The organism is Rhodococcus sp. IEGM 1379, assembly GCF_030056815.1.
Taxonomy (GTDB): domain Bacteria; phylum Actinomycetota; class Actinomycetes; order Mycobacteriales; family Mycobacteriaceae; genus Rhodococcus_F.
The window spans coordinates 1-14,182 of sequence record NZ_JASHKR010000101.1 but is presented as its reverse complement, the minus strand read 5'-3'; the positions used below and the strand labels follow the sequence as shown (position 1 = coordinate 14,182).

Below are 14,182 nucleotides of genomic sequence, written 5' to 3'. Positions count from 1 at the left end.
CGTACGGGGAAGCCATCCAGGTGTCAGGGTTTTCGCCCCAAACCTCTTCCTGTGCCTTCTTGTCGAAGAATGCAAGCTCCCACGGGTGGACGCCGACGATGCCGCTGACCCAGCCGGTTGCACCGTCCATCGCACCGATAGCCATTGCCGTCTCGGCAAACTCGCGGGGGTGAGCTTCAAGCCCACCGAATTCCTTGGGCTGGAACATGCGGATGACGCCGGAATCGCGAAGACGCTTCGCGTTGCCGTCCGTCAGCTGCATGAGCTTGTCGCCCTCGACGCCGCCTGCGCGGATCTCGTCGGCGAACTGAGAGATGTTGTCTAGAACCTGTCCCATGATTTTCTTCGCTTTCTGGTATCGGTACCTGGCAAAATGCCTAGGCAGAAGTCTTCGCGGCGAGTCCAAGCGCGATTTCGATCAACTGATCTTCCTGCCCACCGACAAGCTTGCGACGACCGGCCTCGATGAGGATGGCAGCACCGGAAACTCCGTAACGCTTTGCGTGCGCGTCGGCGTGCTTGAGGAAGCTGGAGTAAACGCCCGCGTAACCCATGGTCAGCGAGAGACGATCCAGCTGGCATTCACCGTCCATGACGGGACGAACGACGTCTTCAGCGGCGTCGATGATCTTGAGAGTGTCGATACCCGTACGGATACCGAGCTTTTCGGTCACTGCCGCAAAGGCTTCGACCGGGGTGTTACCGGCACCGGCACCGAAACGACGCGTCGAGCCGTCGATCTGGAGTGCGCCGGCCTGAACTGCGAGCACGGAGTTTGCGACGCCGAGGCCGAGGTTCTCGTGTCCGTGGAAGCCGACCTGTGCGTCGCTGCCGAGTTCGGCGACGAGCGCGGAGACGCGGTCACTGACATCGTTCATGATCAAGGCGCCGGCGGAGTCGACGACGTAGACGCACTGGCAACCGGCGTCGGCCATGATGCGGGCCTGCGCGGCCAGCTTCTCCGGGGTGGTGCTGTGCGACATCATCAGGAAGCCAACAGTTTCCAGGCCGAGCTTGCGGGCCAGGCCGAAGTGCTGGATGGAGATGTCAGCTTCGGTGCAATGGGTGGCGATACGGCAGATGGATGCGCCGTTGTCTGCCGCCTCACGGATGTCGGACTGCACGCCTAGACCCGGAAGCATGAGGAAAGCGATCTTGGCCTGCTTCGCCGTGGCAACCGCAGCCTTGATCAGTTCCTGCTCCGGGGTGTGGCTGAACCCGTAGTTGAAGGACGAGCCGCCGAGGCCGTCGCCGTGGGTGACCTCGATGACCGGCACGCCGGCCTCGTCGAGGGCGCCGACGATCGAGCGAACGTGGTCAACGGTGAACTGGTGGCGCTTGGCGTGGGAACCATCGCGCAGGGACGAATCGGTGACCCGGATATCGAGGTCTGCACTGTAGGGCATCGTCTTGATTTCCTTTATGGAGAGATGAGTATTCGGGTCAGATGCGGGCCGCGAGCAAGGCTGTGGCGAAACTTTCGCCGACCTTTGTCGCAGCGGCCGTCATGATGTCGAGGTTGCCCGAGTACGGCGGCAGGAAGTCGCCTGCGCCCTCGACCTCGAGGAAGATGCCGACGCGTGCAAGGCCGCCGCTGATCGGTGTCGGGTCGTCGTACTGAGGTTCTGCGCGCAACCGGTATCCCGGTACGTAGGACTGAACTGCGGCGGCGATCTCGTGGATCGACTTGGTGATCGCGTCACGATCGGCGTCTGCGGGGATGGAGCAGAAGACGGTGTCCTTCATGAACATCGGTGGCTCGGCCGGGTTCAGGATGATGATCGCCTTGCCCTTCTTGGCTCCACCGATGGTCTCGATTCCACGACTCGTGGTGATCGTGAACTCGTCGATGTTGGCACGCGTGCCGGGGCCGGCCGACGGCGAAGCAACGCTGGCCACGATCTCGGCGTAGGCAACCTCGACGACGCGGGAGACGGCGTAGACCATCGGGATGGTCGCCTGTCCGCCACAGGTGATGAGGTTGACGTTGTGAGCGTCGAGGTGCGCACCCATGTTGACGGCCGGGACCACTGCAGGTCCGATCGCTGCCGGGGTGAGGTCGACGGCCTGGATGCCGAGTTCCTGGTAGCGCGGCGCGTTGGCGCGGTGCACGTACGCGGACGTTGCCTCGAAGATGATGTCGGGGAGCTCGTCCTGAGCGAGCAGCCAATCGACACCGTCACCGCTGGCGGCAATGCCGTGATCGGCAGCGCGGCGCAAGCCTTCACTGGCGGGATCGACGCCGATCATCCACTTGGGCTCGATGAGCTCGGAGCGAAGCAGCTTGTACATGAGATCGGTGCCGATGTTGCCCGGGCCGATGATCGCAGCGGAAACCTTGGTCACAGGTTCAGTCCTTACTTGAATTCTACTGTTACGGAGCCGATTTCACTGAAGTCAGCACGGAAGACATCGCCGGGGCGGGCATCGATCGCGCGGGTGCAGGATCCGGGAAGGATCACGTGTCCCGCTTCGAGGCGCACACCGAAACTTGCAACCTTGCGCGCCAACCAGGCAACCGCCTTGGTCGGGTTGCCCAGGACCGCGGAGGCATCGCCACGCGCGATTTCCTCGTCGCCCTGGAACAGGACTGCGGAGATGGAACCGATATCGACCTGCGAAGGAGCGATACGTCCCTGGCCGAGAATGACACCGGCCGAGGAAGCATTGTCCGCTATCGTGTCGGCGAGACCGATCTTCCAGTCCTTGATGCGCGAATCGATGAGTTCGATGCTCGGCACGATGTAGTCAGTCGCCGCCAGGACGTCTTCCTCGGTGCAATCCTCACCGGGGAGCGTCTTGCCGAGCACGTAACCGATCTCGACCTCGATGCGCGGGTAGCAGAACGCTGCAGTGTCGATCGGGGTTCCCTCGGCGTAGACCATGCTCGAAAGCAGGTGGCCGTAGTCGGGCTCGTCGACGCCCATCATCTTCTGCATGACCTCGGAAGACAGTCCGACCTTGTGGCCGTAGACAGTCTCACCGGATTCGATGCGCTTGCGAATGTTGAGCAGTGCAATCTCGTAGGAGTCGACGACGTCGATATCCGGGAAAGTAATGATCAGCGGGTCGATCGGGGCGCGATCACGCTCTGCGGCCCACAGAAGATTTGCGACGGAAACTCGCTGCGAATCGCTGAGCATCGCGTCCTCCTGAAAAAATGTGGGAAATAGAAATCTGTTGGTCAAACGGTGGCAGGAACTGCGCCGAAGTGCAGAAATACTTCCCACTGAGTGGGAGCGGCCCCTGTGCGCCTTTTTGGTAGTGGGTATTACCAAAAAGGCGCACAGGGACCGAAGGCCCTTACTTTGCTGCTACGTGGTTCGCAGCGATGTAACCGAAGACCATTGCGGGACCGATGGTCGCGCCGGCGCCGGCGTACTCGTTGCCCATGACGGACGCGGAGGTGTTACCGGTTGCGTAGAGTCCATCGATGATCGAGCCGTCTTCGCGGATGACACGGGCGGTGGCGTCGGTAACGAGGCCCCCCTTGGTGCCGAGGTCGCCGGCTTCACAGCGGATCGCGTAGAACGGTCCCTTGACGATTTCGTCGAGGTTCGGGTTCTTCATCGTCGGGTCGCCGTAGTACTGGTCGTAGGCGCTGTCGCCGCGACCGAAGTCCTCGTCCTTGCCGTTGCGGGCAAAGCCGTTGAAGCGGTCGATCGTGCCGAGCAGCTTGTCGGCCGGAACACCGATCTTCTCGGCGAGTTCACGCAGCGTGTCCGCCTTGTGAATGACACCCGAGTCGTAAAAGCCCTGGGGGAAGGGCATGTTCGGCAGAACCTGAGCAAACGGGTAGCGGTTCTTCGCCTTGGTGTCCATGACGAACCAAGCCGGAACGTGTCCACCTTCGAGCTGATCGTGTACGAAGTTGACGTACGGCGACGACTCGTTGGTGAAACGCTCACCCTTGGCGTTGATGATGACGGACGGTGGAATGCAGCGCTCCGAGACCAATGGGATGACTGCGCCCATCGGATGGAACACAGACGGCATCCACCAGGCATCGTCCATGAGATCGACTGCAGCGCCGAGCTTCTGGCCCGCACGGATACCGTCGCCCGTGTTCTCGCGCGCACCGGCGCTGATGTTCGCGACGCCGTTCTCGGGCAGGTACTGCGCGCGCATCTCGTTGTTGTGGTCAAAGCCGCCGGTAGCCAGCAGCACACCCTTGCGAGCGCCGATGCGAACAGTCTTGCCGTCACGCTCGGCCAATACACCGATCACGGTTCCGTTGTCGTCGACGATCATTTCGGTCATGGATGTCTTGAGCCACAACGGAACTCCGGCGTCCTTGAGGACCATGCGCATCCGAGCAACCAGAGCGCGACCACCGGTGGACATGTGGCGACGAAGAACCATGTTGGACGCAACGCGCCACGCCGCGACCAGAGAAGCCTTGCGGCCCCGCCAGGTTCGCTTGACCATCGCCAGATCGTGGTAGTCCTTGGACGTAACCCACAGACCCAACGGGCCCTTCATGGAGTTGGGGCGCTGGAACTTCTCGTCTTCCTTCAGTGCACGCGTATCGAACGGCTTGCATTCGATGGTGCGACCGAGCGGACGCCCACCGTCGAACTCCGGGTGGTAATCCGAGTAGCCCTTGACCCAGTACAGCTTCATGTGGGGGCTCTTGTCGAGCAACTTCATCAACTCGGGGCCCTGGTCGACATACGCGTCGAGACGGTCCGCGGAGATCTTGCCCTCGGTGATGATGTCGAGGTAGCGACGGATCGACTCACGTGAATCGCCGGCGCCCTTCTCGATCAGCGTCGGAGCGTTGGGGATCCAGATGCCGCCACCGGAAATCGCCGTCGAACCGCCGTACGTCTTGCCCTTGTCGATGATGAGGGTATCGAGCCCACGATCGGCCGCCGTGATGGCTGCAGACATACCGCCGCCGCCACTGCCGACCACCAGAAAGTCGACCTCGTGGTCGAACTTCACTGTGCCGTCTGTCATTACTTGTTGCCCTCTGTACGGGTGAGGAAGGCCAGAACGGTTGCGACCCAAGCGTCGCGGGCCTCGATCATCGTCCAGTGGCCACAGTTGGGGAAGATGTGAACTTCACCGTTGGGGATGTCGCGCATCGGCAGAATCGCCAAGTCGACGGGGCTGACGCGGTCGTCGCGTCCCCAGGTGAGAAGCGTCGGAGCCTTGATCTTGTTCAGCTGCGCCCAGTACGGAACTGCGGTCGATGCAGCGGCTGCGGCGCCCATAGCGGCCATGGCCTTGCTGCTGTACATGCGGCGAGCGATCTCGAGCGTCTTCGGCTCGGTAGCCAATGCCCAGCGCTCTTCGATGAGCTGCTCGGTCACGACGGCGGGGTCGAAGACCATCGACTTCAACCAGCGGACGAGAGACTCGCGAGAAGGGTTGTCCGTGAACTCCATGAGGAGCTTGATGCCTTCACCGGGGCCGGGAGAGAAGGTGTTCTTGCCCATGCCGCCGATGGTGACGAGCTTGCTCACTCGGTGCGGTTCGTCGATCGCGACCTTGGTGGCAACGATGCCGCCCATCGAGTTGCCGATCATGTGGACGGGGCCGAGCCCGAGGCCGTCGAGGAACAGTCCGACCGAAGCCTGGGCCATCATCATCGGATGGCCTTCGCCTGGATCGCTGACACCGAACCCGGGGAACTCGAGAACGTAGCAGTGGAAGTGCTGGGCGAATTCCGCGAGAACACCGCGGTAGTTGCGCCAACCGGTCACGCCGGGGCCTGATCCGTGCAGCAGCAACAACGGCGGGCCGTCGCCGGCCTCGTGGTAGCGAAGTACACCGAGATCGGTCTGCAGCTCTTTCAGAGTGTCCTCGTAGCTCAGTTCAGTCGTCATGCGACAAACGGTGCCATCACCGGCGCTGAGCTGGTACTAACCGTCCCGATCAGCGAGACACCAAGGGGTGGATTCCATGCGCCGACACGACAAACGGGTGTCGGCGGCGCAGGAGTTCCTGCGCCGCCGACACCCACTCTGACTAGGTGATTCAGCTCTTCCAGACCTCATCGAAGAGCATGATGCCGTCGATGCTCTGCTTCAGTCCGTGAACGTTCTTATTCCAGACGTCGAGCGTCGGGACGTTGCCCCAGACCAGCCACGGCACGGTCTCGGTGGCGCGTTCCTGGATCTTCGCGAGGACGGCCTTCTTGTCCTCGTTGTTGGTAGCGACACCGAGCTGATCGAGCAGGACGTCCATCTGGGCATCCGAGTAGCCGGTGGCGTTGTTGCGGCCGCCGGTTTTGAGGCCAGTGTAGAGACGCTCGAACGGATCGGCTTCGGAAACGCTGAGTGCGCCGGCGCTGATGTCGAAGTCGCGGTCGATGTACACCCGCTTGGTGATGTCAGCTACGCCGTTGACGTACTCGATCTGCGTGTCGAAACCGACTGCGTTGAGCATTGCCTGCACGCCCAGAGCAGTTGCCTGCGCTGCCGACTCCTGAACGGCCAAGTAGGTGATCTTGCCGTCGTAGCCGTCGGCCTTGGCCTGCGCCAGCAGGTCCTTCGCCTTGGCCGGGTCGACACCGATCGGTGCGACGTCGTTGTGCCAACGCGAAGTGTCCTGGAAGATTTCCTGACCGGGCAAGCCCTTGCCGTTGTTGACGCGAGTGTTGAGCGTGTCCGGGTCGATGGCCAGAGCCATTGCCTGACGAACACGCAGATCCGAGCCCGGACGGCCCGGAGCCATGTTCACATTCGCGATGTAACCGAGCGACGGAATGTCGACGAAGCCCGGGTTACCGTTCTCGATCAGATCGAGGATCGGGGTGAGCGTGCGCATGTACGCGACGTCGACGCCGCCGGTCTTGAGGGCTTCAGCGGTGGGCTGAGCGCCGACGATGCTGATCAGCTTGAGCTTGTCGACGTTCGGTGCGCCGCCGTAGTAGTCGGGGCGAGCTGCCAGAACGAGTTCCTCGTTGGGGGCGAACTTTTCGAGTGTGAACGCGCCCGCACCGATCGGGGTGAACGTCTCACCCTTCTGAGCTGTGGGGGCGACGATCATGCCCGGTCCGGTGGCCAGCATCGACTCGACGCCCGTCCACGGATCAACGAGGTTGAAGACAACCGTCGTCGCGTCCGGTGCATCCATCGAGGCGACCTTGGCAGCCCACAGGCTGGACTGCGGTCCCTTGTTGGTGACGTAACGGGTGATGCTGTCGGTGACGGCCTTGGAATCGAATGGCGTTCCATCACTGAAGGTGGTTCCCGGACGCAGCTTCAACGTCCAGGTCTTGCTGTCGACGCTCGGCTCGAGCGACTCCGCCAGCTGCGGCACGAACTTCTTCTCGATGGGGTCGTAGCGCATCAGTGAGTCGTAGATCGCGCCGAGTTCGCTGCCACCGGCAGCGCCGGCAATCTGTCCCTTGGCGGGGTCGAGCGTCGTCACGGCGGAGTAGCCGCTGAATGTGAGGGTGCCACCCTTGGTGGGGGTGCCGGGATCGGCCTGCTCGTTGACCATGCCGATCTTGAGTGCGGAACCCGATTCGACGGTTTCACCGCCGCCGCTCGAGCCGTTGTCGGCGCACGACGCCAAGAACATGCTTGCGGTGATTGCCAGGGTGACCGCAGCTAATCTGCGACTCCCGCGGCGGGAACTACGAGTCATTCGAATTTCTCCAGAATAGTGATGTGATTCGACTGTCGATCACAAGGTGGGGAACAACAAAGTTGTTGAGCAACAAAGTTGTTGAGCAACAAAGTTGTTGAGCAACAAAGTTGTTGAGCAACAAAGTCTTTGGCTGGTGCGCCGAACAAACTTGGGTTCAGTCGGGCGCCTCGGTCGACATCGTGATGCAATAACGATCCACGGACTGTTTAGCGCACTCGCCGCCGCGCTGTCGCGCCACTACCGATGACTGGGATCACTGACATGGGGATCTTCGCGAGCCTGCCAATGCGATTGCAGCGCAGCCACTGCGAAATAAAAAAACTCGCAACAATTGTCCGAATCTACACATTGCCGACCGCGCTCAGGTGACACAGTTCAGGTGATACCGCTACAGCGATATCACCTGAACTACCGGGAACTCAGATCCATTGTTGAGTGGAAACGGCAAGGAGCCGGTCCATCGTGTCGGCCGAGAAAGTATTGACGGGAACGGGCGGCGCCTTGCGTCCACGACGCGGGGCTCCCAGCTCGGGGTACAGCGACCGCGAGACCTCGCGGGCTGCGTCGACAACCAACGGTGCGACTCGCTCGAGCTGAGCGGTCCGCATGTCGCCGCACAGCGCGATGCTGCCGACGGGGCCTTCGTGCCCACGAATCGCAGCGGCGACACAGGCCACTCCGCGAGCCGATTCGCCGCGCTCGAACGCAAGCCCGCGACGCTGACGGATGCGGTTGAGTTCCTGATGCAGAACGCCGGTCTCCGAGATGGTGTTCTCGGTACACCGAGGGAGGGTGGTACCAAAAAGTGCGTCGACGCGCTCCGGGTCGATCCACGCCAGCATCGCCTTACCGCCCGCCGTGGAGTGCGCAAGGGCACGGCCACCGACTCGCGACGGGAGTGCTGCGGCGAAACGTCCGCCGACCTTGTCGAGGTACACCGTTTCACGGCCATCGAGGACAGAGAGGTGCACAACCATTCCGGTCTGCAGATGCAGTTCATGCAGAAGCGGTGCCGCAGCTTCACGAATCTGACTGTGGCCACCGTCGCCGCCGCCCAGTCCGAGTGCGCGTCGACCCAAGCAGTAGCCGAATGATGCATGATCGACCCAGTCGAGTTTGACGAGCTGATCGAGGATGCGGTGAACAGTGGACCGCGGAAGCTGCGTGCGGCACGCAACCTCTTCCAGAGTGAGCCGGGCAGCTCGACCGTCGAAGGCATCGAGAATGAGCGTCATCCGCTCGACCATCGACGGCGGCAGGTCCTTCTTGGCCGCAGTACTGGTCGGCTGAACCGTGGTCATTGTGTCGTCGATATCAACGATGGTCATTGACGCCTCCCGGAAACTGGAATTGATTCTAGTGACTATAACCCAGGTCACAGCATCTGGGAAGCCGAGTCCTGCAAATCAGTCCCAATCACCGGAAAGTCACCCCCTTACGAACGCTGTCACGGCTATAAACGCCCGATGCACTTGGGAATCGTCACACCGGTCCTGATCCAGCACCCCAGCACCCGCTCCGAATGGGAGGCCACTGCCGACATCGAAGAGGTTGCGCAGATCGCCGAAACGGCCGACCGGCTGGATTTTCACCACTTGACCTGCAGCGAACACGTGGCAGTGCCGGCCGAGATCGCCGAAGAACGTGGCGGAACCTACTGGGATCCACTAGCAACACTCGGGTATCTCGCCGCCCGGACACGCAACATCCGCCTTGCCACGCAGGTGCTCGTGCTGGGATATCACCACCCACTCGAGATCGCGAAGCGCTACGGAACCCTGGATCGCGTCAGTAACGGCCGACTCGTTCTGGGCCTCGGAGTCGGCACGCTAAAAGAAGAATTCGATCTCATAAGTGCGCCATTCGCCGACCGTGGAGCACGCGCCGACGATGCCCTCGCAGCGCTGCGTGTGTCGCTGTCGAACCCCTGTCCGGAGTACCACGGCGAGTTCTACGACTACTCGGACTTCGTCGTGGAACCGCACGCAGTCCAGACCCGGGTGCCACTGTGGATCGGCGGCCGGACACAGCGGTCTCTGCGCCGAGCAGTAACCCACGGCGACGGCTGGGTACCGTTCGGATTGCGCTTCTCGGAATTGAAGGACATGCTCGCCGCAGCGCCGCTCCCCGAGCGCTTCGACGTCATTCTGTCCACCGGCGCTCCCCTCGATCCGCTTGGCGACGCCGAGCAGACCGTCCGCGCGCTGACTCGCGTCCGTGACGCCGGAGCGACTATCGCAAGCTCCTCGATCTCCGCGACAAGCGCCGCGCATTTCAGTGATCAACTCGAAGAACTTCACCGCATCGCCCTCGCCGAGGGCATCGAATTCACCGCTTCCTGATTTATCCATTCCGTCTGTGAGGACTATCCGATGACCGACTCCACATCAATGATCGAATCCCTGCTTGCACGTGTCGAACTCCTCGAAGACAAGCTCGCCATCACCGAACTCCTGACTGCCTACAGTCCGGCCGTCGACAGCGGATCCGCCGACGAGGTCGCGAACCTGTGGCTCGAAGACGGCGTCTACGACGTCGACACCGGGGCAATGCACGGCCGCGGCGAACTGCGCGCGATGGTGAAGAGCGACGCACATCAGCACTGGATCATGAACGGCGCCGCGCACATGATGACGCCGGCCCACATTCGCATCGACGGCAACAAGGCTGTCGCAACCTGCCATTCGCAGCTGATCATCAAGGATCCTGAGAACCCGAAGGGCTTCAAGGTCCTGCGGATCACGGCCAACCGCTGGGAACTGGTCAAGAACGACGGTGAGTGGAAGGTCAAACTCCGCACCAACAGCATCCTCGACGGACGTCCCGAGGCTCGCGCAATCCTGGCTGCCGGGGTGACGAGCTAGCACTTCCCGTGATGCTCCTATCGAAGTAGGAGCATCACGGCACACCCCTCATCTTGAAAGTTCGTCCTCCCAAACTATATAGTTCATTTAATCGAATCATCTGGTTCGACATCTGTGCGACCAGGAGTCCGATGAGCACCCGTACCCGAGAATTGGCGCATCGCCCACGCCGGCGACCGAGTGGCAGATCCATCGCACTGCTCGGCCCGGCATTCGTGGCTGCCATCGCGTATGTCGATCCCGGAAACGTTGCCGCCAACCTCACTGCGGGCGCCAGGTACGGCTATCTCCTGATCTGGGTGCTGGTTCTCGCCAATGCCATGGCCGTACTGGTGCAGTACCTTTCCGCGAAACTCGGTCTGGTCTCCGGAAAATCCTTGCCGGAGATGCTCGGTCAGCGTCTACGCAAGAACAACCGTCGCGCATTCTGGCTGCAAGCCGAAACTATGGCAATCGCAACGGATGTCGCCGAGGTCATCGGCGGCGCCATCGCACTCAACCTGCTGTTCAACGTCCCACTCTTTGTCGGTGGACTCATCACCGGCTGCGTGTCGATGGTCATCCTGATGATTCAAAGTAGGCGCGGCCAAAGGACTTTCGAGTTCGTTGTCATCGGGCTTCTCGCGATCATCACGATCGGCTTCCTCACAGGACTCGCCTTCACCGATATCTCGGGCGCCGACGCCGTCGCCGGATTGGTTCCACGATTCGACGGCACCGAAACAGTGCTGCTCGCAGCGAGCATGCTCGGGGCAACAGTCATGCCCCATGCCATCTACCTGCATTCCGCATTGGCACGGGATCGTCACGGGCACATCGAACCCGGGCCCAGGTTGCAGCGACTCCTGAAGATCACTCGCTGGGATGTAGTGATCGCGCTCATCATCGCCGGCACGGTGAACATCGGAATGCTGCTCCTCGCCGCCTCTGCGCTGCGCGGAGTTCCCGGAACGGACACCATCGACGGAGCCCATGCGGCAATCGAGAACTCCCTCGGCCCCGGAGTTGCCGTGGTATTCGCGATCGGCCTGCTCGCATCGGGACTGGCCTCCACATCCGTCGGTTGCGCAGCAGGAGCCGAGATCATGCACGGTCTTCTCGCCGTACGCATTCCGGTAATCACTCGGCGGATCGTCACACTCATCCCCGCCCTGATCGTCCTCGGACTGGGCGTCGACCCGACACTGGCACTCGTACTGAGCCAAGTGGTGCTGAGCTTGTGCATACCGTTCGCGATCATCCCCCTCGTCCGGATGACCTCGGATCGTGAACTCATGGGAGATGCCCGCAATGCCCCACTGACCACCGTCGCGGCCTGGCTCGCCGCCGGGCTGATTGTCACGCTCAACGTTGCGCTGCTGTATTTGACGGTCACCGGCACCGGCTGAGCTGCGCAATTCCGCACACAAGTTCCCTCGCCGTGCGGTTTTCCGCGGATCGACTCGACTTGTGGACCACATTACCCATCGGCACACCCCGGAAACACAAAAGTCACCCAGCGCGCCCCTCACAAAACGCGCTGGATGACTTCAGGCAATCGACGTACTAGTTCGCTTGCTCCACCAGAGTTGCCTTGGCCCAGCGGTAGTCGGCCTTGCCGCTCGGCGAACGCATGATCGTCGGAACGGTGACGACCGTGCGCGGGATCTTGTACCGAGCAACCTGCGTCGCGCAGTGCTCACCGATTTCTACGGCATCGGGAACGTCGAAGCCCTCACGGGTGGTGATGACAGCGGCAACGCGCTCGCCAAACTTCTCGTCCGGGACTCCGGCAACCAGAGCGTCGAGAACGGCCGGGTGGCTCTTGATGGCCTGCTCGATCTCTTCGGGGTACACCTTCTCGCCGCCGGTGTTGATGCACTGAGATCCGCGCCCCAGCAACACGATCGAACCGTCAGCTTCGACGCGTCCGACGTCGCCGAGCACCGACATGCGGACTCCGTCGACGATCGGGAACGTCGCGGCAGTCTTGACCGGGTCGTTGAAGTACCCGACCGGGACGTGGCCTGAGCGGGCGATGTATCCGGTGTCGGGAGATCCGGGCTCGAGCGGACGCATCCGCTCGTCGACTACGCGGGTCTCGTCACGCGCGGCGATACGCATCAAGCCGTCTTCACCGATCTCGATGTTGCCGTCGACACCCGACTCCGAGGAGCCGAAGCCGTCACGGATGTTCAGGTTCGGAACGAGCGACTTCAACTGATCACGCAGGGACAGGGAGAACAGTGCCCCGCCGGACGTCACCATGGCTACCGAGCTGAGATCGTAATCCGCACCGTTGGCTGCCAATTCGTCCGCGATCGGACGTGCCATCGCGTCGCCGACGACGGTGATGGAGATGGCCTTCTCGGTTCCGGCGAGTTCGAGCGTCGTCTTGGCGTCGAACTTTGCCATCAGAATGGCGTTGGCGCCCATGAAGAATCCGGTGAACAGCGAGTACGACGCAGCGCCGTGCATGAGCGGTGCGGTGCTGAGCATGTTCATCGCGAAGACGTTCGGCACGGCGGTGTACAGCTCTTGCGCGGTACGGTGCGGCGGCCCGAACGGATTGCCACCGGTCAGCGCGGCAAAGTAGAAGTCCTCGTGGCGCCACATGACGCCCTTGGGCATGCCCGTGGTTCCGCCGGTGTAGATGATGAACAGGTCGTCTTCACTGCGCGCTCCGAAGCCACGCGAAGACGCCTGTGCCTGGGCGGCAGCCTCGTAACCGACGGTGTCGACGCCGTCGACAACGAGTGAACCCGGGTTGCCAACGACAACAACGTGCTTCACGTCGGGGGTTCCCGGGAGAACTGTCGCAACCGTCTCGGCAAATTCTTCGTCGACGATCAGGGCGACCGACTTGGAATCGTTATACAGGTACGTCAGTTCGGCGTCGACGTAGCGGTAGTTCACATTGATCGGGACAGCACGAATCTTGAGGCAGCCCAACAGGCTCTCGACGTATTCGATGCTGTTGCGCATGTGAAGGGCGACGTGATCGCCCGGCGCTACTCCAGCACTTGCAAGGTGGTGTGCGATGCGGTTCGATCCCTCGTCGAGTTCGACGTAGGTGCGGCGACGGCCGTCGCAAACAAGTGCTGTTCGATCCGGAATCAAGTCCGCTACGCCCTCGTACAGATCTGCCAAATTCAGTGACACTGATGGTGCCTTCCATGATTTCAGGTCCGACACAATCGGCCGCCCTGACCGCGCTGTCTGTTTCGGTACTACTGCCTGATCCGGCGCTTTACCGCCGTATCTAGGTCTTGAGCATTGCTGCCAGGAGCGCAGCAGATCCGCCGCTCGACCCACCCGAAGCAGCCAGCGCAGATCCTGCGCTGAGGATCTCCAGCGACTGACTGGGGCGTGGATGCTTGTGTGCAGGTGAGTCGTTGAACATGGGCGCTCCGGGCAAAATCGGTGGTGACGCGGGATGCGTACGCCCCTTGTCGGCGCGTAGCCCCAAGGTGGCATGACCCACCCGTGACCTACATCACCGCTCCCACTGACCGGGACTGTCGCATTTTCAGTCCGGCATCTGTTCAAAACTAGAACTAATTCTGATTTTGACTTCGGTAGTTTTACGGAACTTCCACCCAAAATCTCGTCAGCAAATTAGAATGAATACTAATTTTCAGTAGACATCGTTCCAGCGGACATCCGTTTCACTGGCACAGGATCGAAGGAGCACGACATGACGCAATCACTGAGCTTGGAAGGCAAAGTTGCCG

Annotated in this window: 12 protein-coding genes and 1 pseudogene; 3 read left to right on the top strand and 10 right to left on the bottom strand. The window is 61.6% G+C overall.

The genetic code is table 11. The features are described 5' to 3' along the window. The 8 genes and pseudogenes from QM600_RS26585 to QM600_RS26550 form a co-directional block, all read right to left on the bottom strand. A pseudogene (locus tag QM600_RS26585) lies at positions 1-337 on the bottom strand (hydroxylase); the annotation flags it as partial. 40 nt (positions 338-377) lie between these two features. Then, positions 378-1,406 carry a 4-hydroxy-2-oxovalerate aldolase gene (gene dmpG / locus QM600_RS26580; RefSeq protein ID WP_283264766.1) on the bottom strand — a complete coding sequence of 343 codons (1,029 nt, stop codon included), beginning with the start codon at positions 1,404-1,406 and terminating at the stop codon, positions 378-380. Positions 1,407-1,443: 37 nt separating this feature from the next. Then, the gene (locus QM600_RS26575; RefSeq protein WP_283264765.1) at positions 1,444-2,346 is read right to left on the bottom strand and encodes an acetaldehyde dehydrogenase (acetylating); all 903 of its coding nucleotides are present in this window, start codon (positions 2,344-2,346) and stop codon (positions 1,444-1,446) included. 11 nt (positions 2,347-2,357) lie between these two features. Then, entirely contained in the window at positions 2,358-3,143 is a 786-nt protein-coding gene (locus QM600_RS26570) for a 2-keto-4-pentenoate hydratase (protein ID WP_283264764.1), read from the bottom strand. A 160-nt stretch (positions 3,144-3,303) separates the two neighbouring features. Continuing rightward, complete coding sequence (locus QM600_RS26565) at positions 3,304-4,962, bottom strand: FAD-binding protein (protein ID WP_283264763.1); 1,659 nt, start codon at positions 4,960-4,962, stop codon at positions 3,304-3,306. After that, complete coding sequence (locus QM600_RS26560; protein WP_283264762.1) at positions 4,962-5,834, bottom strand: alpha/beta fold hydrolase; 873 nt, start codon at positions 5,832-5,834, stop codon at positions 4,962-4,964. Before QM600_RS26560 ends, QM600_RS26565 begins: the two co-directional genes overlap by 1 nt. Positions 5,835-5,985: 151 nt before the next feature. Further along, the gene (locus tag QM600_RS26555) at positions 5,986-7,602 is read right to left on the bottom strand and encodes an ABC transporter substrate-binding protein (protein WP_283264761.1); all 1,617 of its coding nucleotides are present in this window, start codon (positions 7,600-7,602) and stop codon (positions 5,986-5,988) included. Positions 7,603-8,024: 422 nt separating this feature from the next. Further along, positions 8,025-8,933: an IclR family transcriptional regulator gene (locus QM600_RS26550; protein ID WP_283264760.1), complete on the bottom strand. Its 909-nt coding sequence runs from the start codon at positions 8,931-8,933 to the stop codon at positions 8,025-8,027. 138 nt (positions 8,934-9,071) lie between these two features. On the opposite strand from QM600_RS26550, the gene QM600_RS26545 reads away from it, so the two are divergent. The 3 genes from QM600_RS26545 to QM600_RS26535 all read left to right on the top strand — a co-directional run bounded on the left by QM600_RS26545 (position 9,072) and on the right by QM600_RS26535 (position 11,857). Continuing rightward, the gene (locus tag QM600_RS26545; RefSeq protein WP_283264759.1) at positions 9,072-9,947 is read left to right on the top strand and encodes a TIGR03619 family F420-dependent LLM class oxidoreductase; all 876 of its coding nucleotides are present in this window, start codon (positions 9,072-9,074) and stop codon (positions 9,945-9,947) included. A 30-nt stretch (positions 9,948-9,977) separates the two neighbouring features. Beyond that, the gene (locus QM600_RS26540) at positions 9,978-10,469 is read left to right on the top strand and encodes a nuclear transport factor 2 family protein (protein ID WP_283264758.1); all 492 of its coding nucleotides are present in this window, start codon (positions 9,978-9,980) and stop codon (positions 10,467-10,469) included. 131 nt (positions 10,470-10,600) lie between these two features. Then, positions 10,601-11,857 carry an Nramp family divalent metal transporter gene (locus QM600_RS26535; protein ID WP_283264757.1) on the top strand — a complete coding sequence of 419 codons (1,257 nt, stop codon included), beginning with the start codon at positions 10,601-10,603 and terminating at the stop codon, positions 11,855-11,857. Positions 11,858-12,014: 157 nt separating this feature from the next. Here the strand turns inward: QM600_RS26535 and QM600_RS26530 are convergent, their stop codons facing one another. Further along, positions 12,015-13,610 carry an acyl-CoA synthetase gene (locus QM600_RS26530; RefSeq protein WP_283264756.1) on the bottom strand — a complete coding sequence of 532 codons (1,596 nt, stop codon included), beginning with the start codon at positions 13,608-13,610 and terminating at the stop codon, positions 12,015-12,017. 100 nt (positions 13,611-13,710) lie between these two features. Continuing rightward, positions 13,711-13,932, bottom strand: coding sequence for a hypothetical protein (locus QM600_RS26525; RefSeq protein ID WP_283264755.1), 222 nt, complete (start codon positions 13,930-13,932; stop codon positions 13,711-13,713). Between the last annotated feature and the right edge of the window lie 250 nt (positions 13,933-14,182).

Bases quoted from the DNA above. Each gene is read 5' to 3' on its own strand.
- QM600_RS26545 (WP_283264759.1), top strand. From the start codon at position 9,072: ATGCACTTGGGAATCGTCACACCGGTCCTGATCCAGCACCCCAGCACC.
- QM600_RS26560 (WP_283264762.1), bottom strand. From the start codon at position 5,834: ATGACGACTGAACTGAGCTACGAGGACACTCTGAAAGAGCTGCAGACC.
- QM600_RS26565 (WP_283264763.1), bottom strand. From the start codon at position 4,962: ATGACAGACGGCACAGTGAAGTTCGACCACGAGGTCGACTTTCTGGTG.
- QM600_RS26535 (WP_283264757.1), top strand. From the start codon at position 10,601: ATGAGCACCCGTACCCGAGAATTGGCGCATCGCCCACGCCGGCGACCG.
- QM600_RS26540 (WP_283264758.1), top strand. From the start codon at position 9,978: ATGACCGACTCCACATCAATGATCGAATCCCTGCTTGCACGTGTCGAA.
- dmpG (WP_283264766.1), bottom strand. From the start codon at position 1,406: ATGCCCTACAGTGCAGACCTCGATATCCGGGTCACCGATTCGTCCCTG.
- QM600_RS26550 (WP_283264760.1), bottom strand. From the start codon at position 8,933: ATGACCATCGTTGATATCGACGACACAATGACCACGGTTCAGCCGACC.
- QM600_RS26570 (WP_283264764.1), bottom strand. From the start codon at position 3,143: ATGCTCAGCGATTCGCAGCGAGTTTCCGTCGCAAATCTTCTGTGGGCC.
- QM600_RS26555 (WP_283264761.1), bottom strand. From the start codon at position 7,602: ATGACTCGTAGTTCCCGCCGCGGGAGTCGCAGATTAGCTGCGGTCACC.